The following is a 22,667-nucleotide window of genomic DNA, read 5'->3' as shown; positions in this document are numbered from 1 at the left end:
TACCTTTTAGAAGTTCATTGTTTCACCCAAATTCCACACAGGCATAAAAATAGCCAACATAATCCAAACAACAATAGCTGATATAAGTACAAAGAAAGTTGGCTCTATGTATGTGGTAAAGGTTTTAAATGAATCGTTTAATCTTTTTTTGTAAATCTTTTCAATCTCATTGATGGTGATATCCAAAGCATTACTTTGCTCGCCAACACTGATCAATCTTAGTGTCATATCATCAAATAAAAAAGAGTTCTCAAAGGCGTATAATATTGGTTTTCCACTTTGAATTTGCTGATTTATGATTTTTAGCTTTTCACCCAGATAACAATTATTAATCAAAATTTTTGAATGCAACAGTGCACTTTGGAATTTATGTTTGTCTTCAAGAAGAATTTTTACACACAAAAAGAATTGCTGAAACGCGATAAAAAAGAGCAGTTTGCTTACTATGGGAATTTTTAATATCATCCACTTGTCTATTTTATACCGAAAAGTATAGAGATGTTTATACCGATTGAGGCAATAAAAAACAGTCAAAACCACTCCCACTAAAACAAACAAAAAGTAGTGATGTAAAAAATCTTTCAGCCCTAAAAGTATCTTAGTTGCTAAAGGCAAAGTTGTCTCATACTGTATAAACAAATACTCAAACTTTGGAATAATAAAATAGAAACAAAAAAGAATCAAAGCAAAAAGGGAAACCAATAAAATCATAGGATAACGTAAAGCATTAAACAGAAGTTCTTTGCTTTGTTGTAGGTTCTCTAAAATCAATACCAAAGAGTTCATTGCCGATTTTAAGTTGCCATTATTTTGTGCAATTTTAAAAAAAGCCAAAGGCAAAGAACCTAAGACACTTCTGTATTTTGAGAGTTCAAGGTCAAGCTGTTTTCCATTTTGTACCGATTTTAATATCACCAAAATAATCTCTTGTAAGGTCTCATTATGACTGTTTTTATATAAAATATTCAGCGCATCGCTGAAAAGAATATTCGCTTGTAGCATGATGTTTAATTCACTGAAAAAATGTAATATCTCTTTAGTCGTTACCCTTTGTCGCCACGTGAAAGTTCTTTTTTTCACCTTCTGTACACTTAAAATATTTAAGTGTGCTTTTTCCGCTTCAAACTCTTCGTAAGAGAGAATCTTGCTTTTAATTTTCCCCTCTTCTTGATATTTTATTTTATACGCACTTAACACTTGGTCACCTTATAAACTTCTGCCAAGGTAGTCAACCCTTGTTTGACTTTTTCTATGCCATTATCATGCAACTTTTTAAATCCAAGTTTTTTGGCATGGTTAATTATTTCAAACGTAGAAGTGGATTTTGCAATCATGGAAGCCATGGTTTCATCTATAAGCAGAATCTCATTTAACATCAATCTGCCTTTAAAACCACTCAAATTACACTCAGGGCAAGCGTGTGGCTCAAAACTCTTAACCCCATTAAATAGCGTCTCTTTTTTACATGATTCGCACAGTTTCAGAACCAATCTTTGAGAAATAACCGCTTTCAGTGTTGAAGCAATTAAAAAAGGCTCTGCTTGTAGGTCTAAGAGCCTATTAATGGTTGAAATAGAATCATTGGCATGCAGTGTTGCCAAAACTAAATGGCCTGTAAGAGAGGCTTGTATAGCAATTTTTAAAGACTCTATGTCACGAATTTCACCGATCATCAAAATATCAGGGTCTTGTCTGAGTACATCTTTTAACACTTCAACAAAACCCAAATTTATTTCACTGTTAATGGCAACTTGTTGAATGTTTTTTATTTGATATTCAACAGGATCTTCAATGGTAATAATCTTTTTGTTCACGCTGTTGAGCTCTTTAAGTATGGAGTAAAGAGTTGTGGTTTTCCCACTTCCCGTAGGTCCTGTTATAAGAATCAATCCTTGAGAAAAGCCTATACACTCTTTAATAGAAGCCAACATCTCTTTTTCAAACCCCAAGTTGTTCAAACTTTTATTGACACTCTTTTTATCCAAAATTCGAATAACAATGGATTCTCCATGAATGGTGGGCATAATGGAGACTCTGAAATCAAAAACTCGGTTCTTTATGGTTTTACTGAATCGTCCATTTTGTGGTTTTCTTCTTTGTGTAATATCCAAAGAAGACAGAAGTTTAATCACAGAACTGATGACCGTATAAAACGCCAAATCGAACATAAAAAAATGGTGTAACAAACCATCAATACGAAAACGTATACGAACAGACTCTTGTTGGGTTTCAATATGAATATCACTGCTGTTTTTGTCCAAAGCAAAAGCAATCAAATCATCCACAAAATTGCCAATATAAGAAGAGGAGTAGTCACTGATGCCAAGCGATTTTATATAGTTTGAGTAGATGCTCTTTTTTCTTGGCAACTCTTCTAAAACAAATAAAATTTCACTTAATGTAACCTCTATTTTTTTAAGAGGAAGATGATATTTAAGACTCAAATATTCCAAATTTGAATCATGTGTCACTGCTACTACAATCAAAAAATCATCTTTAATAATGGGAATAAATTGATTTTGCTTTAACAGGTTCACATCAAATTCATATAAAAAATCATAATCAATACTCTGCTCATTTAAGAGATTCATCGTATAACTCCAATGTTGTTATCTCATTGTTTTTACTTCTTAGCCTTACTTGGTTTAAATCAATTTTCTCAACGGTTAACTCACCCAACGCATCGTTGACTTTTAACCATTGTTCCCCAATTAAGGCTTCATCATCCACAATTGCATATAACTTTTTTCTGCTGGTTTTGCCATTGCTTTCAAAAGGGTTTGATAAGCGATTAATCGCACTTAAAATGGTACTGCTTTCTGTGGTATTGTAAACATCTTTTTCAAATTCAAACTCAATAGTCATGCTTTTAATAAGAGCATCCGAAGTAGATTTGAAGAGTAACCGTTCAATGGTATTGACACTTTTATAATGCTCACAAAAATTCACAAAATGCATTAAATTTTTAAAGTCTCCTTCCAATGTAAAGAGGTATTTTTGATTGTTCTGTTTTAAGGACATAAGCGTGAGCTGTTCTTGTTTTAAAAAGTGATTCATATCTTTCATAAATTGAAACTCATCCACGTTTACAACTGTTGCTTTTTTATTGATATTTATAGAAGCATCGACAGTTTTAGGAAAATTATAGAGAATTAAAAGAGCAATCATAAAAGGCAACAAATATAACTCTGCCCTTCTTATTGGACTTAAAAGCAGCAGATTATTCTCAAGTAAATTTAAGCGTTGCGGTAAGTTCATACTGATTCTCCTTTGTATTATAAGAGATGTTTTCGATTGTTGAAGCATAGAGTTTCATAAATTCAATCAAGGTCATTTTATGTGAGTGAGAGAGTTTTAATGTAATGGTTTTGTTATTCACTTCAACATTAATAAGTTTTAAACCATAGGTATTGATATTTTGAAATAATTTGGTCAAAGGAAGCGTTAAAGACTTTTTTTGCTTTAGTGGAGTAAATGAGCTTTGTGGTGCCATGTTTTGAGTATTGATAAAATCATAAAAAAAGAAATATCCGCATAAACAGAAAAAAATAAGCGTATTGTAAAAAACGAATCGTTTTAGATGTGTTCTTTTTTGATGGGCAATAGAGTCAAATTTTTCAAGTTTGGATTCTTCTTGTAAAAAAAGTGTTTGATAGTGTTTAAAATCACTTTCGCTGATTTCGTAGATATTATCAAGTTTCAGTTGCAAACTCTTTTGAATAAAGTTTGTTATTTCATGTTTGAGTACCAACTCTTTTAAGAGTTTAAAATAGAGCAGTTTCCCATTTTGATACAAAGCAAAAAAATTATCTAAAATAAAAACATCGGTGGTATTGCATTGGATTTGATTTAAATAAAATGAACTTAACACATAAGGAGCAATGACCTCTTCATTATTTTTTGATGCAAAGGCACAAAAAAAGTATTGCTGACTCAAAGGCAAATAAGAGGAAAAAATCTTATGAGTATGATTTAAAGGCATTTTATGTTGTTCAAAATGGGTATATGCAAACTCTAAAAGCAGTTCATCTAAGATGGATTCACTCACATCTACGGTAAGGGTATTAAGTTCTTCTAATGAAACAATATGTGTCGTTTTCACAGTTATAACCTATTTTTGATAACAGATTATAACAAGCTAACATTTAAATGTAACTTTAGTGTTACATTTTATTCAACATCGTATCCCAAATCTTTAAGGCCTTGTTTATTTTTAGTCCACCCTTTTTTCACCGAAACAAAAAGTTCTAAATAGACTTTTTTGCCACTTAACTTTTCAATTTTCAATCGGGCATCTTTCCCAATTCGTTTAATTGCCGTTGCCCCTTTCCCAATAATCATTCCTTTTTGGGTACTTTTTTGAACAATGATGGTAGCTTTTATCACATCAACATTATCTTTCTCTTCAACTTTATTGATTAAAACATCGGTTTCATAAGGAATTTCATCTGAAATGTTTTCAAAAATCGATTCACGAATAAACTCTTTATAAATATCACGTAAATGCTCTGTTGTTAAAATTTCTGGGTCAAATAAATAGGGGTGTTCTGGCAAATGTTTGACCACATCATTTAAAATATCAGAATGTTTTGTCCCTTTTTTAATTGACACAGGAATGACTGCTTCATATTTGTCGTTGTAAGCTTCATACTCTGTCATTTTAGCCAACATCTCTTCATTGGTGACGTTGTCTATTTTTGTTAATAAAAGTATGTGTTTGATGTTTTTTTTGTTTTTTTCTAAAAACTCTTCATAATATTTCACTCTGTCTGTAACGGGGGCTAAAAACAAAATTAAATCGCAATCCCCCATCGCTTTTAACGCTTCATCAAGCATAAATTGATTTAACAACTTTTCTGTTTCATGAAGTCCTGGAGTATCTATAAAAACAATTTGATCATCATTGTGCATTACAATGATATTTGATCGTTTTCTGGTTGCATTGGCTTTGTGTGAAACCATGGCAATTTTTTCTCCAACAAGCCAATTTAAGAGTGAACTTTTACCTGCATTTGGACGTCCTATAACTGAAACATATCCACATTTTGTCATTAATAATTTCCTTTAAAATTTTCAACATTATCCAAATCTACTTCGGATATTTTTTCTGTATTTCTGTTAATAAAACTGTATTTATCATTAAGTTTTATTTTTGCATAGCCATTGTAAAAATCGCCAGCATAATCATAAATAGGTTTAACCACTTCTTGACAGGACTCATCAATAAAACCAAATTTTCCACCATTTTCAACTCTGGCTAAACCTTCATGAAAAGGGTAAATCATATCGTATTTATAATCCAATAAAATATTATTATCATAATCAACACAACCCACTTTTTTATACTTTACAATTAAAAAATTGTCGTTAATATCATTGATGTACTCATATTGTGGTTTAATACGTTCGTCAAAATTGGAATCAACCAAACCAAATTTTCCATTTAATTCAATGATGGCATGGCCATTATATTCGTTTGAAATAGAGTCATAAATGGGTTTTAAAACCTCTTCTGCGTTAACTTTGATTATTCCAAATTTCCCATTTTTTAATGTTTTATAAAATTTGTCATTAAATTTGAATAACATCTCATATTTTGCATTGGTTATCACCTCACCATTTTCAGAGAGTAATGCTTCATTATTGGCAATTTTTACAACAGCAACTTTACTGCTGCAACCACAAACAAACAGAACTAAAAATAGCGCAAATAGATATTTCATATCAACTTCCTTCTATATACCATTAAGGTGTTGATTCTAGCCAAATAATGCTAAAACCTTGCGTAAATGAACTCTTACTAAGTTCGCCTTCTATAACTTAACGCCTCCAACAAATGCACCTTTTCTATCAGTGAAGATTGTTCTAAATCAGCAATGGTACGTGCAACTTTTTTGATTTTATTGATACTTCTAAAAGAGAGATTAAGATTTTCAATGGCTTTATTCAAAATGTATTCACACTCACTGCTTAAAAAACACACTTTGCTTAACATTTCGTCGTTAAGTTTTCCATTTAAGTCGTTTTGCATTCTGTGTTTTTGCATACCAAAAGCAGCAATCACTTTTTGATGCAACTGTTTCGAATTTACAGTTGAGCCATCTTGTGGAGAATTTTCATTCATGGTCACAAACAGATCGATTCGGTCTAAAAAAGGTTCAGAGAGTCTGTTTTTATATCGGTTAATCTCTAATTCGTTACATCGACACTCTTTTTTGGAACTGAGCAAGTTTCCACAAGGACAAGGATTTTGTGCAGCCACAAACATAAATTTTGTGAAATAGTTCACTTTTGAATTGACTCGACTGATTAAAATGGTGTAATCTTCTAGTGGCTCACGTAACGCTTCTAAAATGGTTTTGCCAAAATGAGGCAACTCATCGAAAAAAAGCAAACCGTTATTGCTTAAAGCCACCTCCCCTATTTTGGCACTGCTCGTTCCTCCACCAAAAATTGAAGCACGCGTAGAGGTATGATGTGGACTTCGATAAACGCGTAAGGGATTAAACTGTGGCTCTTTGGCATCAAACGATTCTAACTTGGCTTTTTCCAAAATCTCTTCTAAACTCATAGGAGGCATAATATATCGCAGTCGTTTGGTTATCATCGATTTTCCACAGCCTGGACTGCCTTCAAAAAGAATATTGTGATTTCCTGCTGCTGCAATTAACGAGGCTCTTTTGGCAATCTCTTGCCCTTTAACATCTTTGTAATCAAGTGCAAACTCACTTAAATAGTAATACTTTTTTTGATTTATCTCTATAAAATTGTAGGCAAAATCACTGTTTTTAACTCTTTTTTCCTCTTTTGAATTGAAGCGAAAAAAATCACATGTATCATTGAGAGTACTTAAGGCATAAATATTTATATTAGGAATTTTTGAAACTTTTTCAACTGATTCTTTGGGTATTACAACATTTTTAAGCAAGCCAGCTTGTGAAAGGGAGAGTATTAAAATGAATATCGAACTGGTGTCTTTGAGTTTTCCATCTAAGCCCACTTCTCCAAAAACATAAAAGTCATCAAACGTAACATTTTTCTCCTCATTAAGTGCAATAAGTAAAGCAATAGAGAGATCAAATTGGGAACCACTTTTGGCAATTTCACTGGGAGAGAGGTTAATGGTAATTTTTTTGGGAGGAAATTTAAAGTCATTGGTCAAAAGTGCCGATTTAATTCGATCACGCGACTCTTGAATGGCACCCGTTCCAAGTCCCACAATCGAGAAGGAGGGAAGCCCTTTTGTAAAGGTTGCTTCTACATCTACGCTTATTGCATCCAATCCATCAAGAGAAGCACACTTTAAGCGTTTCATCTATTGGCCTTCTGTTTTTTCCATGGCCATTTTTGAATGGATATGACTGTACATGACCGACAATGCACTGATAACAAATATCGACAATAAAAGATTAAGAAAAACATAAAAAACATCTAAGTTTATGCCTAAAAATAAAGAGAGATAGTTAATGATATATCCATATACAAGCGTTACAATAAAACAAAAGAGAGTAGGGAAAAGAATGATCACATAAAAACTCATCCATTTAAACTCTTTTGTCAAGTTCCAAGCCTCTTTAAAACTCATTTTTTTGTCCACAGCGATACTTGGCAAAACAATGGTTAAACGTGAAACAATAACCAATGCAAGAACAACACCAATCACACTGCCTATTATGACCATTTTGAACACAGCAAAAATAAACGTGAAGATAAAAATAATCCCTCCTGTAATCAGCCCCAATAAAATTGAAGTGAATAAAAAAGAGAGTTCACGATACTTAAATCGAGAGAATTCTAAACCATGCAAACCATCTTCATTTAAGAGCAGTACTCGATGTGTTTTAACCGCAATACTCACAGAGACAATAAACGTTAGCAATATAGAGGATACTGCATAAAAAAGTTCAGCACTGGTGGCTTCTTTGTTTAAAACCAAAGGCAGATATGCCTTTGTCATAAAATCCAAAAGAACCAATAAAATTACATGAGGGAGAAGTGTTTTAAAAAGTAACCACTTTTTATGCTTTACAGACGTCAGTGTAGAGTGCATAATCTTTTTTATCACAAATTTCTCCTATATTAAATAATCCATTCATATATGTATTAAAAATTATAAACGTTTTTTGATTAATTCACACTTATATTGTTACTTTTTTGATATTTTAAAATAATTTTTTACAGAGTTGTTTTTTTATTCTCTTCTTTGAGTTTTCGCTTCCACTCTTTTTCAAACTTTTTTCTTTTAATGATAGACAAGTTTTCAATAAAAAGGTGTCCCTCTAAGTGGTCCATTTCATGTTGCCATGCAACTGCTAGGAAATCTTCTACTTCCATGCTTTGTGCATTGCCATCACGATCAAAATATTCAACCTTAATGTGTTGGGCACGTTTCACATCTTCATTGTATCCAGGTACACTCAAACACCCTTCTGTGAAAATTTGAATTCCATCTTTATGTGTGATTTTGGGATTAATTGCTTCAATTAAATTCTCTTTATCTTGAATATCCTCTTCATTGGGTAAACAAATAATCAAAACATTTAAAGGAACAGCCACTTGAATCGCTGCTAAACCCACACCCGAAAACTCCATCATGGTTTCGTACATATCATCTAAAAGAGTGTGAAGTTCTGAATCGAACTTCACCACATCTTCAGATTTTTTTCGTAGCAGTGGATTGGGATAAGTAATAACGTCTCTGATCATATCAGTTATGGTTTAAAATAACTTTATCGACTAACCCGTAGTCTTTTGCTTCAGTGGCACTCATGAAATTATCTCTGTCTGTGTCTTTTTCAATCACTTCGAGTTTTTGTCCTGTTTGCTCAGCAATCATTTTGTTCAGCATCTCTTTCATTCTTTGAATCTCACGCGCTTGGATTTGAATATCGGTTGCTTGTCCTTGTGCTCCACCCAATGGTTGATGAATCATAATTCGAGAGTTTGGAAGAGAATATCTTTTCCCTTTTGCACCAGAACTGAGTAAAAAAGCACCCATTGATGCCGCTTGCCCAATACAAATAGTTGAAACATCGGGTTTAATATAGTTCATCGTATCATAAATCGACATACCACTTGTAATCACTCCACCCGGAGAGTTTATATACAAATAGATATCTTTTTCAGGATCTTCTGCTTCTAAAAATAATAACTGTGCCACAATTGTAGACGACACTTGGTCATTAATTTCACCACTTAACATAATAATTCTATCTTTTAAAAGTCTAGAATATATATCGTAACTTCTTTCACCTCGACCTGATTTTTCTACAACGTATGGAATATAGCTCATGTTTTATTTTCCTGATTTCTCATCTAATAGTTTTGTAATAACTTTGTCTTCAATCATAGACATTTTAATAGCAGGTAAATAACCAGCTTCTTGATATTGTTTTAAAGCTTCTTGTGGATTTTGCCCCATTTGCATTGCTTCATAATAGATAACTTGAGAAACTTCTTGGTCACTTACATCTACACCTTCAGCTTTAGCTAAAGCATCAACAATAAAGGTTGCTCTGACACTTTTACTTGCATCTTCTTTTAGCTCATCTCTCATTGCTTCAACTTTTGATGCATCTTCTTGTAATGCTTTAATCTCTTCTTCTTTCATGGCTCTTACTTTGCTGTTTAACGCCATGTTAATCTCTTGGTCTACTACCGTTGCAGGAAGTGCAAAGGTTAATGTTTCAACCAATTTATCCAAATATGCTGGTTTTAACTCTTCTCTGTAATAAACACTTGTTTTTTCAGCTTTGATTTGTTCTTTGATTTTTTCTTTTAATGTTTCAACACTTGCATTTTCATCATTTGGTAACATTTTTTTAGCAAACTCATCATCAATAACCGGTTCACCTTTTTGTTGTAACTCATGTAATGTCACTTTAAATGTTGCCTCTTTACCTGCTAAGTTTGCTGCTTGATACTCTTTTGGGAATGTAACAACAATATCTTTTTGCTCATCATATTTCATACCGATAACTTGATCTTCAAAACCTGGAATAAATGAACCTGAACCCAATTGTAATGTATATTTTTCAGCTTTTCCACCTTCAAATGCTACACCATCAACAAAACCTTCGAAGTCAATCACGGCATAATCGTCTGCTTTTGCTGCTCTTTTTCTTTTTAATTTTTCAACTGGAGCAGAAGATGAAGCGATTTGAGTTAATCTTGCGTCAATCTCTTTTTCAGTCACTTTTTTTGTTTTTACATCTGGAACTAATGCTTTATAATCACCTAAATCAATAGTTGGTCTACAAGCGACTTTAACTTCAACGTCAATAGACCCATCTTCTTTTTTATCAAATTTAGAGATGTTTGGTTCACCAATCATATCTTCATTTGTTAGGTTTAACTCTTTTAGTGCTTCTGCAAATAAAACTCTTAAAGCTTCACTTGTTGCATCTTCTTCTAATTTTTGTCCATATCTTGCCTTAACAACAGCAACAGGAACTTTCCCTTTTCTAAATCCAGAAACATTTAAATTCTTAGATGCTTCTTTAGCTACTTTGTTAAGATTTTTTTCGATCTCTTCTTTTGCGATTGTACTTGTAATAACCGCATTCGCTGAATCGATTTTTTTTGCATTAAATTCCATAGAATTTTACTCCGTTATTATAAATTTTTAGTGATTTTATCTAACTATTACTAAAGCTTTAATAAAATACCATTTTTACTAAGGATAATGTGTTGCAATTTCTATACCCCAATGTTTTGTTGTTGATGTTATTACCCATTATTTTACTCATCTTCTTGCTCAATACCAAAAAAAGTGCGGTTCAAAACTATTTTAACGAAGAGATTTTAAACAAAATTTCTGCACAAAATAAAGGGTTATCCAAAGTGACTCGAAACTACCTCTTTTTTATTGCATTAATTCTATTAACTCTCTCCCTTGCCCGACCCGTTATGAATGAAAAAGAACAAAATATTTCCCAAGAAACCATCCCTATTGTGGTTGCCATTGATATTTCAAAATCGATGTTGGCTCAAGATATCTACCCCAACAGACTCAGCCTTGCCAAAAAGAAACTTCAAAGGCTTATCCAATACTCAAAAAACAACTCTTTAGGGGTAATACTTTTTGCTAAGTCATCGTTTATACTCTCCCCTATTACCAAAGATTTTAACTCTTTAAACTATTTGGTTGAAAACCTCGATACTGGTTTAAATTTTGATGGCGGTTCCAATGTAATGTCCATGCTTGAAACATCAAAAAAACTGCTCAAAGAGTACAGCAGTAAAAATTTAATTGTATTGAGTGATGGGGGGAATAAAGAGGATTACAGCCAAGAGATAACGTATGCAAAAGAGAATAAAATTAAAGTATATTCCATTGCGCTGGCAACAGACAAAGCCTCTGCCATTAAACTCAAAGAGGGGTACCTCACAGATAATAAAGGACAAATCGTTACAGTAAAACTCAATGAACACATCAAAGAGCTCTCAACTAAAAGTGGCGGTGGTTATATTAACTACTCACTCAACGACAGTGACATCCAACAAATTCTAAACGACATCAACGCCCAAGCACAAAAAGAGAAAACCACTCTGACTAAGTATAAAACCTATACTGAACTCTTTTACTATCCAATTATTTTTGCTATTGTGTTGCTCTTTTTTGCGTTTTCTTCATTTCCAAGCTTTAAAAAAGGCATACCTTTATTGCTGATTTTACTTTTCAGTACACCAACGCAGAAACTTTATGCCTCCATTTTAGATTTTCAAACACTCAACGAAGCCAAAAAATCGTATGAAAATAAAGCGTATAAAAAAGCTTCAGAAGATTATGAAAAAGTCGTATCCAATTCAGAAGGGTTTTATAATCTGGGCAATGCGTATTACAAACAAGGCAATTATAAAAAAGCCTTAGAAAACTACGATAAAGTGATTACCCAAGATAAAGCATTTGAAGCCAAAAGACTTCATAATTTGGGCAATACGTATGTGAAGTTAAATGACTTAAACAGTGCAAAAAAGATGTATGAAAAAGCCTTAAAACTGAACAATGACCCACAAACCAAAGAGAATCTTGACCTTGTCAATGAAGCATTAAAAAAGCAAGAGAAAAAACAAAACGAAGAGAACCCAAAACAGAACCAAGAGAATAAAAATCAAGAAAAAAACAACAACTCTCAAAATAAGCAAGACCAAAATAAACAACAAAACCAAGAGAGTCAAGAGAACAAACAAAAAAATCAAAAAAACAAAGAGTCTCAAAACGACTCAAAAAACACTCAAGAGAATCAAGAAAAAAGTGAAGAAGGCAAAAAAGAGAGTAAGCCAAAAGAAGAACAAAAAGCGTCTGCTAAAAATCAAACCATCAAAGAGGATGAACTCTCAAACTTAGAAGAGAAAAAATGGATGGATATTTTACAGAAGAATCGAACCAAAACTTTTTTAAGAAAAGTGAAAAACAAAAGTGACGAAGAGAGCTCTTCGACACCTTGGTAAAAAATCAATAATTTTGAGATTTTCTCATTTGCAGTAACTCTTTTTGAACAGAGATATTAATCTCCTCTTTGGGTTCAAAATTTAACGAATAGTTTCTGCCCTCATAATCCACAGAATTGAGTATAATTTTCATTGCTTCAAGACGAGCGAGATGTTTGTTATCACTTCTTACAATATTCCATGGAGCGCTTCGCGAACTTGTCCGTTTGAGCATCTCATATTTTTTTTCAGAAAATTCACCCCATAAATCTTGCGCTTGCATATCTACTTCTGAAAATTTCCAGTGTCTTAATGGGTCATTGATTCGTCGATCAAATCTTTTTTTCTGTTCTGCTTTAGAAACTGAAAAATAGAGTTTGATTAAAATCATCCCTTGTCGTACTAAATCTTGTTCAAAATTCACCACATCTTCCATGAATATTTCATACTCTTCTTGAGTACAAAAACCAAAAATTGGTTCTACCATGGCTCTGTTATACCATGATCGATCAAACATTAAAATCTCTCCACCGGTAGGAAAATGTTCGATATATCGTTGTAAAAACCATTGATTTCGTTGTGTTTCAGTGGGTTTACCTAGCGCAACTACACGGTAGTGTTTGTTGTTCATATATCGTGTAATCCGTCTGATTGCGCCACCTTTTCCAGAAGCATCTCTTCCTTCAAACAGTATGATCATACGTTTGTTGTGTTTTTCCAAATGATCTTGAAGTTTAATCAACTCAATTTGATAATCTTTTAACTCTTCTAAATCATATATTTTTTGAATACCATCTTTTAACACATCAATATTGACATTTTTATACTCATTTCCTAAAACGGATCGCAAGAATTTATTTTCATCTTGCAAGTCAGAGATACTTTTATCCAATTTTACCTCATGCGTTTTTGCATTAATGGTAATATCTTTGGCATTGATGTTTGAGTCAAAATCTAACGATGTTTTAAATTTTTGTAAAAGTGTAATGGCACTTGCTTTGGTTAAATTATCTTTTTTGGTATATCCTAAAACTTTTACATAACGTTTTCTATTGTGTTGAAATCTTGCAATATATTTTTTTCCGTAAGTAGGATGTGATACTTTAGAGATATATAATCCACTAAAATCTGTTTTGCTAAAATCATTTAAATTCATCTATTTACCTTTTTTCCTTTCTAAACGTTTGATTTCACTTGAGGCGTCGATTAAAATCTTTTTGTCCACAATTAAACTCTCTTTAGAAATTTTATGTTCGTATTCAATTTGTCTTAAAATATGTTTGATACTGTTGATTCTTGCTTTCTTTTTATCATCACTTCGAATGATTGTCCATGGTGCAAGATTGGTGTGTGAAGCCTTCAACATGTTATATTTTGCTTTTGAGTACTCATCCCAAAGTTTCTGAGATTTTTGATCTACAGGTGTGAGTTTATACTGTTTTAAAGGATCCACCTTTCTTTTCTCAAATCTTTTCTTTTGCTCTTTTTTTGAGACTGAAAAATAGAACTTAATTAAAATTATTCCCGATTTGACAATCATATTTTCAAATTCAGGCACATCTTTTAAAAACTCTTCATTCTCTCTTGGTGTACAAAAACCCATAACAGGTTCAACACCAGCACGGTTGTACCAACTTCTGTCAAATAAAACGATTTCTCCGGCACTTGGAAGATGTTGCGTGTATCGCTGAAAATACCATTGTGTTTTTTCAACATCACTTGGTTTTTCAAGGGCAACAACTCTCGCACCCCTTGGATTAAGATGTTCAGTGATTCTTTTAATCGTTCCACCTTTACCCGCAGCATCTCTTCCTTCAAAAATAATAAGAACTCTTTGTCCATTTTCTTTGACATGATTTTGAAGCTTTAAAAGTTCGATTTGAAGTTGTGTCAACTCTTTTTCATATAAAAGAGTCTCTTTTCTGACCCAAATTTGTACTTTTGGACCATTATCATCTTTCTCTTCCATTACCTCTCGAACTCTGTCTTTTTTTTCATAATCGTGTTTGATAGATTTTTCACTGTCAATCACTTCCATGTCAGAAAACTCGTCATTAATTATATTTCTTTCGTGTCCCACTTTAAAACCTTTTATTTTATGAAAGTCTGCACTTATATTCATTGTAACCAAAGTTTTTTACAATTTGGTAACAACCATCCTCTTTAAGAATTACGATACTAGGGAGGTTGATTCCATTAAAGGTAGTCGTTTTCACCATCGTATAATGTATCATATCTTCAAAAATAATTTTGTCTCCTACTTCTAAAGGTGTGTCAAAAGAGTAATCTCCCATGACATCGCCTGCCAAGCAAGTATTTCCACCCAATCTGTAGGTGTATGCCTTTTCATTGGCAACCCCACTGTTTCTGATGTCAGCTCGATACGGCATAGCCAAAGTATCGGGCATGTGCGCCTCAGCAGATGTATCTAAAATGGCAATTTTCATTCCATTGTCCACAACATCTAACACCGTTGCAACCAAAACACCTGTTTTCCAACCAACTGCTTCACCGGGTTCCATATAAACCTCTAAATGTGGATACCGTTTTTTAAAGGCGATTAAAAGTTGAATCAACCCCTCAACATCATAATCAGCTCGTGTAATATGATGACCTCCACCAAAATTCACCCACTTCATGTCCGGTAAATATTGACCAAAGTTTTTTTCAAAATTGGCCAAAGCACCCTCAAGCGCATCGACATTTTGTTCGCACAGAGCATGAAAATGTAGACCTTCAATGCCTTCAAGTTCACTCTCTTGAAAATTAGCTTGGGTAATTCCCAAACGTGAAAAAGGGGCACACGGATTATATAAATCCACCTCCACACTGGAATACTCAGGATTTACCCGAAGTCCACAAGAGGTTTTCCCTACGGCACTACTTTTAAAACGCTTGAATTGTGCAAAAGAGTTAAAGACCACATGGTGTGAGAGTTCAACGATTTGTTCTATCTCTTCATCTTTAAATGCAGGTGAATAGGTATGCACCTCACCTTTAAACTCCTCTTTTGCCAAGAGTGCTTCATTTAATCCACTGGCACAACACCCTTTTAAATACTCTGCGCACAAATCAAACGTTGACCAAAGGGCAAACCCCTTCAAAGCCAAAAGGATTTTAATCCCCGATTCATCTTGAACTCGTTTTAAAAGCTGCAAATTTTTTCTTAATAACTTCTCTTCGCAAATAAATGCAGGGCTGGGCAACGTTGCTATATTTTCTATTCTCTATTCCTCATCGTAAGGTTCAAAATTCTCTTTAGTAGTACCACAATCTGGGCACTCCCAATCATCAGGGATGTCTTCAAAAGGTGTTCCTGGGGCAATACCACCATCGGGGTCACCTAATTTTGGATCATAAATATAATCACACAATGTACAGATATATTTTTGCATAATAGACTCCTTTTTAAAACATTCGTTTATTATACTACTGATTCATTAAATATTGCTATTAAACTCAATCAATCTCAACTATTTTCCAAGGAAGACCTTGTGTCATCAACTCTTCCATAAATGGTGTAGCATTGAACTCTTCAATATTGAATACTCCTTTGCCATCCCAAAGACCTTTGTATATCATTTTTGCACCAATCATTGCAGGCACTCCAGTAGTATAACTTACTGCTTGTGCGCCTGTCTCTTTATAACACTCTTGGTGGTCACAAATATTGTAGATGTAAACTTTTTTCTTTTTCCCATCTTTTAAGCCTTCAATGATACACCCAATGTTTGTTTTTCCAACGGTTCTTGGCCCTAAGCTTGCAGGGTCTGGTAAAAGTGTGGTTAAAAACTCAATTGGAATGATTTTTTGCCCTTTATGTTCAACGGGTTCAATGCCTAACATTCCCACATTTTGTAAACAATTCATGTGTTGGATATAACTGTCTCCAAATGTCATAAAGAATCGAATTCTTTTCAACCCTTTGATGTTTTTTGTCAATGATTCTAACTCTTCATGATAGAGTAAATATGAAGGTTTCACTCCCACTTCTGGATAGTCATGATCCACTCTGATTTCCAAAGGTTTGGTTTCAATCCATTTGCCCTCTTCCCAATATCTTCCATTGGCGCTGACTTCTCTTAAATTGATTTCTGGATTAAAGTTCGTTGCAAATGGGTAACCATGATCACCTGCATTACAATCCATAATATCAATATAGTTGATTTCATCAAAAAGGTTTTGTTGCGCATACGCACAAAATACACCTGTAACACCTGGGTCAAATCCACTTCCTAAAAGGGCTTTAATCCCCGCTTTCTTAAACTGTTCATCTCTTGCCCATTGCTCTTTGTACTCAAATTTTGCTTCATCTGGGTGTTCATAGTTTGCTGTATCCACATAATCAACGTTACATGCTGTACACGCATCCATAATGGTTAAATCTTGGTAAGGCAATGCCACGTTTAAAACCAATTTTGGATTCACTTTTTTAATGAGTTCTACCAATGCATCAACACTGTCTGCATCTACACTTGCAACATCAATATCCACACCTTGATTTTTTTTAATATCTGCTTGAATGGATTCACACTTACTGATGGTTCTTGATGCCAATGTAATCTTTTCAAATGTATCAATATTCATAGCACACTTTACAGTTGCAACACGGCTAACACCACCTGCACCGATAATTAAAATACCTTTTTTACTCATAAAAATCTCCAATTAAAATATTCAATATTCTATCTAAGAAATGATTTAAAAATGGTTACAATTTTATATTGCATTTTAAAGGTTAACTATTTTCAAGCCATCTTGTATAATTACAATAGTTTAGATATAATTCTCTCTTCGTTTATTTTAATGGGAGTGTTATGGCTTCGATTAGAGCAGAGAGGATCAGTTGCATGTAGGTCTGAACCGCCTTAAACCGTTCAAATTTTTTAGACGCAAACAATACAAATTACGCTCCAGCTTACGCTAAAATAGCATAAGTTCACAATTCAGGACTCCCCTTAGGGGTTGAGGCCTTGGAGGTTCACTCTGTAGATTCTATCTATGCAGGTTACAGTGGATTCACCCAGATAGATTATCTTTTTGGTATTGATTGCCCCATTAAGAGACATTTTAAATCTTAGCTTTATGATTGCCTTGCGGGCTGAGCTGTTATAAAGTGAAACTTTTCAACCCCTCTAAACATGTAGACGCTGGTAGTATTTGTTTTAAGACACGGGTTCGACACCCGTCACTTCCACCATTTAAAATTTCCACAGTAACTCTTAAAAAAGGGCTGTGAAATTTTTTAAGTTAATACATTACTTGATACTTAATATAGATTCTATCTCTATCATTTTTACTTTTTACATATCGGATTAAATACGTAAAAATTGCACTCTCTATTTTCATTAGTATAATCTTCATCAATTTCTAAATCACAAGATAAATCTTCATAAATGGCTTTATTATCTTTACACAAAAGAACTACAGTAATTTTATTCTCATACCTTATCTTTACATCATAATCTTTAAAGTTTTCCATTAAAATAGTATCTTTATTCATAAGAAACTCTTTTACATTATCCACTGCAATGCCTCTTTTTTCAATGGCATTATTTGCTCTTTTAGTAAGAGTATGTAACTTAGGTTTTAATTCAAATAAATCATCACTTTTTAAAGAGCATCCAATAATTAAATTAGTTGCAAAAACAATCAGTAAACTTCTTAGTAATATTTTTTTCATCTTATTTCCCCTTATGCCCAATATTGTAATTGACCCGATGATGTTCTACCATTATCTAAGTTCCAATCTGCAAAATATTCTAAATGAGTAGTCCCATTACCATATACTGCTTCATCTAAAACTTTCCAAGTTTGCTGTACTTGAGATACAGCTTTATTGAATATATCATCATAGTGCATTGTTTTATTACCTGGTACTTTTAGATTTTCAATATATTCTTCTTTATTGACTTCATCAAACTTAGGATATATTGTTCCGCCATCCAATCCTATTACATGTCTTGAAATAGTTGGAAAATTTTGTGTTTCTTCAATTTTGGATACTAAGAAATGAAACCTGCTGTGCCAAGTATCAAAATCTGGTTTATTGATTGCGTACTCTTCACTGTTCAACTCTTCTAACATTTCCCCCCATACAAAAGAAACAACTTTATTTAACTCACCCATATTCCCATTATTACTACACTCTTCACCAAACAAAGATAACTGTTCTGTTTCTGAAATCTCGCCATAACCTGTAATTTTTTTATAGATATATACATCTTGGTGCATTTCACAATTCCTATGAGCTGCTTCATGTCCTTCATATGTTCCAACTTTTAGTTCAACTACAGGATGAATCACTACATCCGTAACTATATGCCCTGCAAGTCCACATAACCATGCAAAAGCTCTTCTTCTGTCCTCTTCATCTTCAATAGCTTTAACCTCCTCAATACCTTTTAATATAAAAGATTTTGTTTTCATTTCTAAGTGCATTAAGTCAGCCCATTTTTTGTGTTTTTCAGTGATTGCCAAATAGGGATAATCTGGACTCACTGACCCTAATTCAGTAAAAGTTGAATAATCAGCCAAAGCAATAAATGCATCATTACTGAGACCCAATTCTTCCAATTCATTTTCAGTAAATGCCTTATTTACTGCCGTTATATGTGCATATGCTCCTGCCATTTTCACTTCCTTCAATATTGTCATAATTTATTATCGGTTGAAATACTATATTGTAATAAAAACGTTACTATTGTACTATAATAATCTTGAAAAAATTATTTTAATAATTATTTTAATTAAAAAAATGAAAGATGTTTAAATCAGTGTTCAATAGTTTGTACACTGTGTCATTTTAACTTTTAGCCCTTATAAATTCAGCCTCTTTAACACTTAAAATCCAAACTCTCATTTACACTTTTTGACAGAATATGTTATAATCTTCAAAAAATAATCAAGGATTTAGTGTGCCTATTGTTATTCCTAAAAAGCTTCCTGCATTCAAAATTTTAAACCATGAAAACATATTTGTTATGAATGACACGCAAGCGAGCCATCAAGATATTCGACCGTTAAAAATTCTTATTTTAAATTTAATGCCCAATAAAGTCGATACCGAAACACAACTGTTGCGACTTTTAGGGAATACGCCTTTACAAACGGAAATCACCCTTTTAAAAACAGCTACGTATCAATCTAAAAATACCTCAGAAGATCACTTAGAGAGTTTTTATAAAACCTTTGATGAAGTCAAAAAACACACATTTGATGGTTTAATTATCACAGGAGCACCCATAGAAACCATGCCATTTGAAGAGGTCTCGTATTGGAATGAATTGACTGAAATTATGGAATACTCTAAAACCAACATCACTTCAACACTGCATATTTGTTGGGGTTCACAAGCGGGCTTGTATTATCATCATGGAATTTTAAAGTATGAACAAGAGAAAAAAACCTTTGGTGTTTTTGCCCATGAACTCTTTAATAAAACCAATCCATTATTAAGAGGGTTTGACGATGAAGCGTTTATTCCACACTCAAGATATACGACCGTATTAAAAGATGATATTGAAAAAGTACCCGAATTAGAACTGCTTTTATACTCAGAAGATTCAGGGGTGTGTTTGGTTGCTTCACAAGACAGAAAACATGTCTTTATGAGTGGTCACTTGGAGTATGATTATGACTCTTTGCAAAAAGAGTATATCAGAGATGTCGAAAAAGGTCTTGAAATTGACATACCAAGAAACTATTTTAAAAACGATGACCCAAGCAATGACCCCGTTGTAAAATGGCGTTCAGCTGCACACCTTCTGTTTGCCAATTGGCTCAATTATTATGTCTACCAAGAGACACCTTTTGAATTAAAATAAAACTGCAAATCGCAAACGTTATTTCCAGATTAAATGACGCTCTTGCGGTTGTGCATACAAATACCCTTGTGAGTAATCAATACCCAAGATATTGATTAATTTTGCCAACTCTTCGTTATCTACATACTCTGCAACAGTTTTTATGTTATTCATTTTTGAAAACTGAACAATGAGTTTAATCAGATTGATGTTATCTTTGTTGTTTAAAAGATTTTGAATCAAACTGCCATCTATTTTAATAAAATCAGGACGAAGTTTAAGAATATTGTTCCAGTTTGAATACCCTGAACCAAAATCATCCAAAGCCACTTTTGTTCCAAATGCTCTGATTTGTTCAGTGAATTTGAGTAACACATTATAATCCATGATATTTTCAGTCTCCAAAAACTCAATCGTCAATCGTTTTGCCACATTTGGGTAAGCATTAAGCATTTTAAAAATATAGGTATTGGTCCCTTCATTAATAATATCAATATAAGACAAATTGATTGAAAATTCATCAGAAGTATCTTTAAAGTCATTGAAGCTGTGTTCTATAATATCTTTTGTAATTTTGTGATAGAGCTTGAACTTTTTTGCCACATCAATAAAACAATCAGGGGTGAGTAACGTATCGTTTTGTTTTATTCTTGCAAGCGCTTCATATTTATAAATCGATTTACTTTTATTGTCATAGATGGCTTGATAAACAGGAATGATATTTTTTTGAGAAAATCCTTTTTTGAGGGCATCAAGCATTTTAAGTGAATTGTGTTGAATGGCAATATCTTCAGTGTATTTATAGATGCTTTTTTCAATAGAATTTCGTGCAAAATGCAGTGCCGATACAGCGGTGAGATATTTGGGAAAACAACTGGAATACGCAAAATTCAAATGCACCGTAAATTCATAATCATCAAGTATAAAATTTCTCTTTTCAAACAGTAACCTAATGCGTCGAAGTGCGTGTTTTATGTTGATTTCGTTGCTGTAAAAGGCAAACTCATCCCCATAAATTCTAAAAAGTTCTTCATTTAAATTCTCTTTAATGATACGTTGAAGCTCTTGTGCAATTAACACCAGAAGTTTATCTGCTTTTTCAAATCCCAAATATTTATTAAAGACTGAAAAGTCAATGATATTAAGCAGTACAACATATTTATACTTCTCTTCGTCGTAGTTTAAAAAAGCATTTCTATTTTTTAAAGAGGTCAGCGTATCGGTTTCATGAATTAATGTCAGCTCTTTTTTGATATTTTTTAAATCACTGTACTTCTTCAAAGCATAAAACGCCACAGCAATTAACATCGACAAAAAAATAACAAAGAGTTCATCAAAGTTATACTTTTCGTAAACACGTGTAATGGTATACACGTTTTCAAACACATTATAGTATATTAACAGAGGGGCAAGAACTACAATGATACATATAAGAATTATTTCATCAAAATTCTTTTTAAACATACCTAACCTTTTTCATAAGTTTGTATTATAGTATATTTTTTTAAATTTAAACTAAGAAATAACTTTTCTTTAATCCAATTCGTCGTTATATTTAATATGCAATCGTTTTATCTTTGTGCTCAATCAAATATCCCGTTGTATTTTTTGAGTGTTGAAAGAGAGTGGGAGAGTTATATCATTTCCCCTAATGGCTTCAAATGCTCTGTTTAATGGGACCAACAAAAGTTGTTCTCTAAACAGTAGTGGTCACTTAACTCTTTAATAGTAATTTTTGAGCTCACTTCTACTTCAAAACTGTTCTTATAAAAGATATAATCCAGCATCAAATTTTCCTCTTCATAGGTGGCTTGTTTATTGACCGAATTGTATCCACATCTTTTTATTCGTTTAATCTCTTTGGAGTTTTCATTGGAGTTCATATCGCCACATATCATAAGCAAATCACTTTGATAGTTTTCAAGTTTGTATTTTATAACCTCAATTTGATTCATTCTTCCCAAATGGCTTAAATTGGATAAATGGGTATTGACAACAATAATTTTTTTATGATCTACTTCAAGTTGAACCATTTGAGCACCTCGTTCATCCTCTTCATTTTCATTAAAACAGATGTTTTCTAAAAGCTTTATTTCATATTTTGATAAAATGGTTAGGTTTGAAGATGATTTTTCCCCAGCTCGTTTTTTCAATCGTAATGGTAAGGTTATTTTATTAAAATTTAACGTTTTATTGATGGTGTTGCTACTTGAAAACTGTCTGTCTTCATAATCTTCTTGCAAACAAATACAATCGATATGATTAAGTTTATCTCCCATTTTATGAATTCTTTTAGGAAATTTTCCACAATTCTTCCACAAATTATATGTTGCTATATTAAAATTTATTTTCATTTTTTACTCTTTATCAATATAATAATTACGCTTATTCTTGTCTGGTTCTGCAGTGATATATCGTTTGATAAAATGG

22 protein-coding genes and 1 other RNA gene are annotated in these 22,667 nt (G+C 32.8%); 3 read left to right on the top strand and 20 right to left on the bottom strand.

Annotated features, from left to right (window positions below):
* Nucleotides 1-6: 6 nt before the first annotated feature.
* From ACNI3C_RS07675 to tig, 11 genes are all read right to left on the bottom strand, one after another.
* Nucleotides 7-1,197 (bottom strand): type II secretion system F family protein, encoded by a 1,191-nt coding sequence (locus ACNI3C_RS07675; RefSeq protein ID WP_419769231.1) that lies wholly within the window; start codon nucleotides 1,195-1,197, stop codon nucleotides 7-9.
* The gene (locus tag ACNI3C_RS07670) at nucleotides 1,191-2,591 is read right to left on the bottom strand and encodes a GspE/PulE family protein (RefSeq protein ID WP_419769230.1); all 1,401 of its coding nucleotides are present in this window, start codon (nucleotides 2,589-2,591) and stop codon (nucleotides 1,191-1,193) included. Before ACNI3C_RS07670 ends, ACNI3C_RS07675 begins: the two co-directional genes overlap by 7 nt.
* Entirely contained in the window at nucleotides 2,575-3,258 is a 684-nt protein-coding gene (locus ACNI3C_RS07665; RefSeq protein ID WP_419769229.1) for a hypothetical protein, read from the bottom strand. Before ACNI3C_RS07665 ends, ACNI3C_RS07670 begins: the two co-directional genes overlap by 17 nt.
* On the bottom strand, nucleotides 3,227-4,102 hold the full coding sequence (locus tag ACNI3C_RS07660; RefSeq protein ID WP_419769228.1) for a hypothetical protein: 876 nt from the start codon (nucleotides 4,100-4,102) through the stop codon (nucleotides 3,227-3,229). The genes ACNI3C_RS07665 and ACNI3C_RS07660 overlap by 32 nt, the downstream gene beginning before the upstream one ends.
* Nucleotides 4,103-4,170: 68 nt before the next feature.
* Nucleotides 4,171-5,052 (bottom strand): GTPase Era, encoded by an 882-nt coding sequence (gene era, locus ACNI3C_RS07655; RefSeq protein ID WP_419769227.1) that lies wholly within the window; start codon nucleotides 5,050-5,052, stop codon nucleotides 4,171-4,173.
* Entirely contained in the window at nucleotides 5,052-5,723 is a 672-nt protein-coding gene (locus tag ACNI3C_RS07650; RefSeq protein WP_419769226.1) for a WG repeat-containing protein, read from the bottom strand. The genes era and ACNI3C_RS07650 overlap by 1 nt, the downstream gene beginning before the upstream one ends.
* A gap of 77 nt (nucleotides 5,724-5,800) precedes the next feature.
* Nucleotides 5,801-7,315 carry a YifB family Mg chelatase-like AAA ATPase gene (locus ACNI3C_RS07645; protein WP_419769225.1) on the bottom strand — a complete coding sequence of 505 codons (1,515 nt, stop codon included), beginning with the start codon at nucleotides 7,313-7,315 and terminating at the stop codon, nucleotides 5,801-5,803.
* On the bottom strand, nucleotides 7,316-8,065 hold the full coding sequence (locus ACNI3C_RS07640) for a hypothetical protein (RefSeq protein ID WP_419769224.1): 750 nt from the start codon (nucleotides 8,063-8,065) through the stop codon (nucleotides 7,316-7,318).
* A gap of 110 nt (nucleotides 8,066-8,175) precedes the next feature.
* A complete protein-coding gene (gene def, locus ACNI3C_RS07635) occupies nucleotides 8,176-8,706 on the bottom strand; it encodes a peptide deformylase (protein ID WP_419769223.1) in 531 nt (176 codons plus the stop codon).
* 1 nt (nucleotide 8,707) lies between these two features.
* Nucleotides 8,708-9,292 (bottom strand): ATP-dependent Clp endopeptidase proteolytic subunit ClpP, encoded by a 585-nt coding sequence (gene clpP / locus ACNI3C_RS07630; protein ID WP_419769222.1) that lies wholly within the window; start codon nucleotides 9,290-9,292, stop codon nucleotides 8,708-8,710.
* 3 nt (nucleotides 9,293-9,295) lie between these two features.
* Nucleotides 9,296-10,597, bottom strand: coding sequence for a trigger factor (gene tig / locus ACNI3C_RS07625; protein ID WP_419769221.1), 1,302 nt, complete (start codon nucleotides 10,595-10,597; stop codon nucleotides 9,296-9,298).
* Between the two features lie 92 nt (nucleotides 10,598-10,689).
* Here tig and ACNI3C_RS07620 point away from each other — a divergent pair, with 92 nt between their 5' ends.
* Nucleotides 10,690-12,453, top strand: a complete 1,764-nt coding sequence (locus ACNI3C_RS07620) for a tetratricopeptide repeat protein (RefSeq protein WP_419769220.1) — start codon at nucleotides 10,690-10,692, stop codon at nucleotides 12,451-12,453.
* 4 nt (nucleotides 12,454-12,457) lie between these two features.
* Here the strand turns inward: ACNI3C_RS07620 and ppk2 (ACNI3C_RS07615) are convergent, their stop codons facing one another.
* The 5 genes from ppk2 (ACNI3C_RS07615) to ACNI3C_RS07595 form a co-directional block, all read right to left on the bottom strand.
* On the bottom strand, nucleotides 12,458-13,588 hold the full coding sequence (gene ppk2 / locus ACNI3C_RS07615; protein ID WP_419769219.1) for a polyphosphate kinase 2: 1,131 nt from the start codon (nucleotides 13,586-13,588) through the stop codon (nucleotides 12,458-12,460).
* Entirely contained in the window at nucleotides 13,589-14,470 is an 882-nt protein-coding gene (gene ppk2, locus ACNI3C_RS07610; RefSeq protein WP_419771446.1) for a polyphosphate kinase 2, read from the bottom strand.
* 58 nt (nucleotides 14,471-14,528) lie between these two features.
* Nucleotides 14,529-15,656: a carboxynorspermidine decarboxylase gene (nspC, locus tag ACNI3C_RS07605; RefSeq protein WP_419771445.1), complete on the bottom strand. Its 1,128-nt coding sequence runs from the start codon at nucleotides 15,654-15,656 to the stop codon at nucleotides 14,529-14,531.
* Between the two features lie 3 nt (nucleotides 15,657-15,659).
* Entirely contained in the window at nucleotides 15,660-15,827 is a 168-nt protein-coding gene (rd, locus tag ACNI3C_RS07600; protein ID WP_419769218.1) for a rubredoxin, read from the bottom strand.
* 64 nt (nucleotides 15,828-15,891) lie between these two features.
* Entirely contained in the window at nucleotides 15,892-17,088 is a 1,197-nt protein-coding gene (locus ACNI3C_RS07595; protein ID WP_419769217.1) for a saccharopine dehydrogenase family protein, read from the bottom strand.
* 152 nt (nucleotides 17,089-17,240) lie between these two features.
* Between ACNI3C_RS07595 and ssrA the strand changes: the two genes are divergently transcribed.
* Nucleotides 17,241-17,632, top strand: a transfer-messenger RNA (tmRNA) gene (gene ssrA / locus ACNI3C_RS07590).
* A 96-nt stretch (nucleotides 17,633-17,728) separates the two neighbouring features.
* Here the strand turns inward: ssrA and ACNI3C_RS07585 are convergent.
* Together ACNI3C_RS07585 and ACNI3C_RS07580 are read right to left on the bottom strand one after the other, a co-directional pair.
* Entirely contained in the window at nucleotides 17,729-18,115 is a 387-nt protein-coding gene (locus ACNI3C_RS07585; protein ID WP_419769216.1) for a hypothetical protein, read from the bottom strand.
* An 11-nt stretch (nucleotides 18,116-18,126) separates the two neighbouring features.
* A complete protein-coding gene (locus ACNI3C_RS07580) occupies nucleotides 18,127-19,065 on the bottom strand; it encodes a zinc dependent phospholipase C family protein (RefSeq protein ID WP_419769215.1) in 939 nt (312 codons plus the stop codon).
* A 284-nt stretch (nucleotides 19,066-19,349) separates the two neighbouring features.
* Between ACNI3C_RS07580 and metA the strand changes: the two genes are divergently transcribed.
* On the top strand, nucleotides 19,350-20,258 hold the full coding sequence (metA, locus tag ACNI3C_RS07575; protein WP_419769214.1) for a homoserine O-acetyltransferase MetA: 909 nt from the start codon (nucleotides 19,350-19,352) through the stop codon (nucleotides 20,256-20,258).
* Between the two features lie 18 nt (nucleotides 20,259-20,276).
* Here metA and ACNI3C_RS07570 read toward each other — a convergent pair whose 3' ends face one another.
* Both ACNI3C_RS07570 and ACNI3C_RS07565 read right to left on the bottom strand, forming a co-directional pair.
* Nucleotides 20,277-21,701, bottom strand: coding sequence for an EAL domain-containing protein (locus tag ACNI3C_RS07570; RefSeq protein ID WP_419769213.1), 1,425 nt, complete (start codon nucleotides 21,699-21,701; stop codon nucleotides 20,277-20,279).
* 206 nt (nucleotides 21,702-21,907) lie between these two features.
* Nucleotides 21,908-22,591: an endonuclease/exonuclease/phosphatase family protein gene (locus tag ACNI3C_RS07565; protein WP_419769212.1), complete on the bottom strand. Its 684-nt coding sequence runs from the start codon at nucleotides 22,589-22,591 to the stop codon at nucleotides 21,908-21,910.
* Nucleotides 22,592-22,667 lie beyond the last annotated feature (76 nt).

The sequence above is a fragment of the Marinarcus sediminis (SeqCode) genome, assembly GCF_048571275.1.
Taxonomy (GTDB): Bacteria; Campylobacterota; Campylobacteria; order Campylobacterales; family Arcobacteraceae; genus Marinarcus; species Marinarcus sediminis.
This window is presented reverse-complemented; position numbering and strand designations above follow the sequence as displayed.

Coding starts and splice junctions, on each gene's coding strand:
- ACNI3C_RS07670 (WP_419769230.1), bottom strand. CDS start 2,591: ATGAATCTCTTAAATGAGCAGAGTATTGATTATGATTTTTTATATGAA.
- ACNI3C_RS07665 (WP_419769229.1), bottom strand. CDS start 3,258: ATGAACTTACCGCAACGCTTAAATTTACTTGAGAATAATCTGCTGCTT.
- era (WP_419769227.1), bottom strand. CDS start 5,052: ATGACAAAATGTGGATATGTTTCAGTTATAGGACGTCCAAATGCAGGT.
- ACNI3C_RS07650 (WP_419769226.1), bottom strand. CDS start 5,723: ATGAAATATCTATTTGCGCTATTTTTAGTTCTGTTTGTTTGTGGTTGC.
- ACNI3C_RS07645 (WP_419769225.1), bottom strand. CDS start 7,315: ATGAAACGCTTAAAGTGTGCTTCTCTTGATGGATTGGATGCAATAAGC.
- def (WP_419769223.1), bottom strand. CDS start 8,706: ATGATCAGAGACGTTATTACTTATCCCAATCCACTGCTACGAAAAAAA.
- clpP (WP_419769222.1), bottom strand. CDS start 9,292: ATGAGCTATATTCCATACGTTGTAGAAAAATCAGGTCGAGGTGAAAGA.
- tig (WP_419769221.1), bottom strand. CDS start 10,597: ATGGAATTTAATGCAAAAAAAATCGATTCAGCGAATGCGGTTATTACA.
- ppk2 (WP_419769219.1), bottom strand. CDS start 13,588: ATGAATTTAAATGATTTTAGCAAAACAGATTTTAGTGGATTATATATC.
- ppk2 (WP_419771446.1), bottom strand. CDS start 14,470: ATGGAAGTGATTGACAGTGAAAAATCTATCAAACACGATTATGAAAAA.
- rd (WP_419769218.1), bottom strand. CDS start 15,827: ATGCAAAAATATATCTGTACATTGTGTGATTATATTTATGATCCAAAA.
- ACNI3C_RS07595 (WP_419769217.1), bottom strand. CDS start 17,088: ATGAGTAAAAAAGGTATTTTAATTATCGGTGCAGGTGGTGTTAGCCGT.
- ACNI3C_RS07585 (WP_419769216.1), bottom strand. CDS start 18,115: ATGAAAAAAATATTACTAAGAAGTTTACTGATTGTTTTTGCAACTAAT.
- ACNI3C_RS07580 (WP_419769215.1), bottom strand. CDS start 19,065: ATGGCAGGAGCATATGCACATATAACGGCAGTAAATAAGGCATTTACT.
- ACNI3C_RS07570 (WP_419769213.1), bottom strand. CDS start 21,701: ATGTTTAAAAAGAATTTTGATGAAATAATTCTTATATGTATCATTGTA.
- ACNI3C_RS07565 (WP_419769212.1), bottom strand. CDS start 22,591: ATGAAAATAAATTTTAATATAGCAACATATAATTTGTGGAAGAATTGT.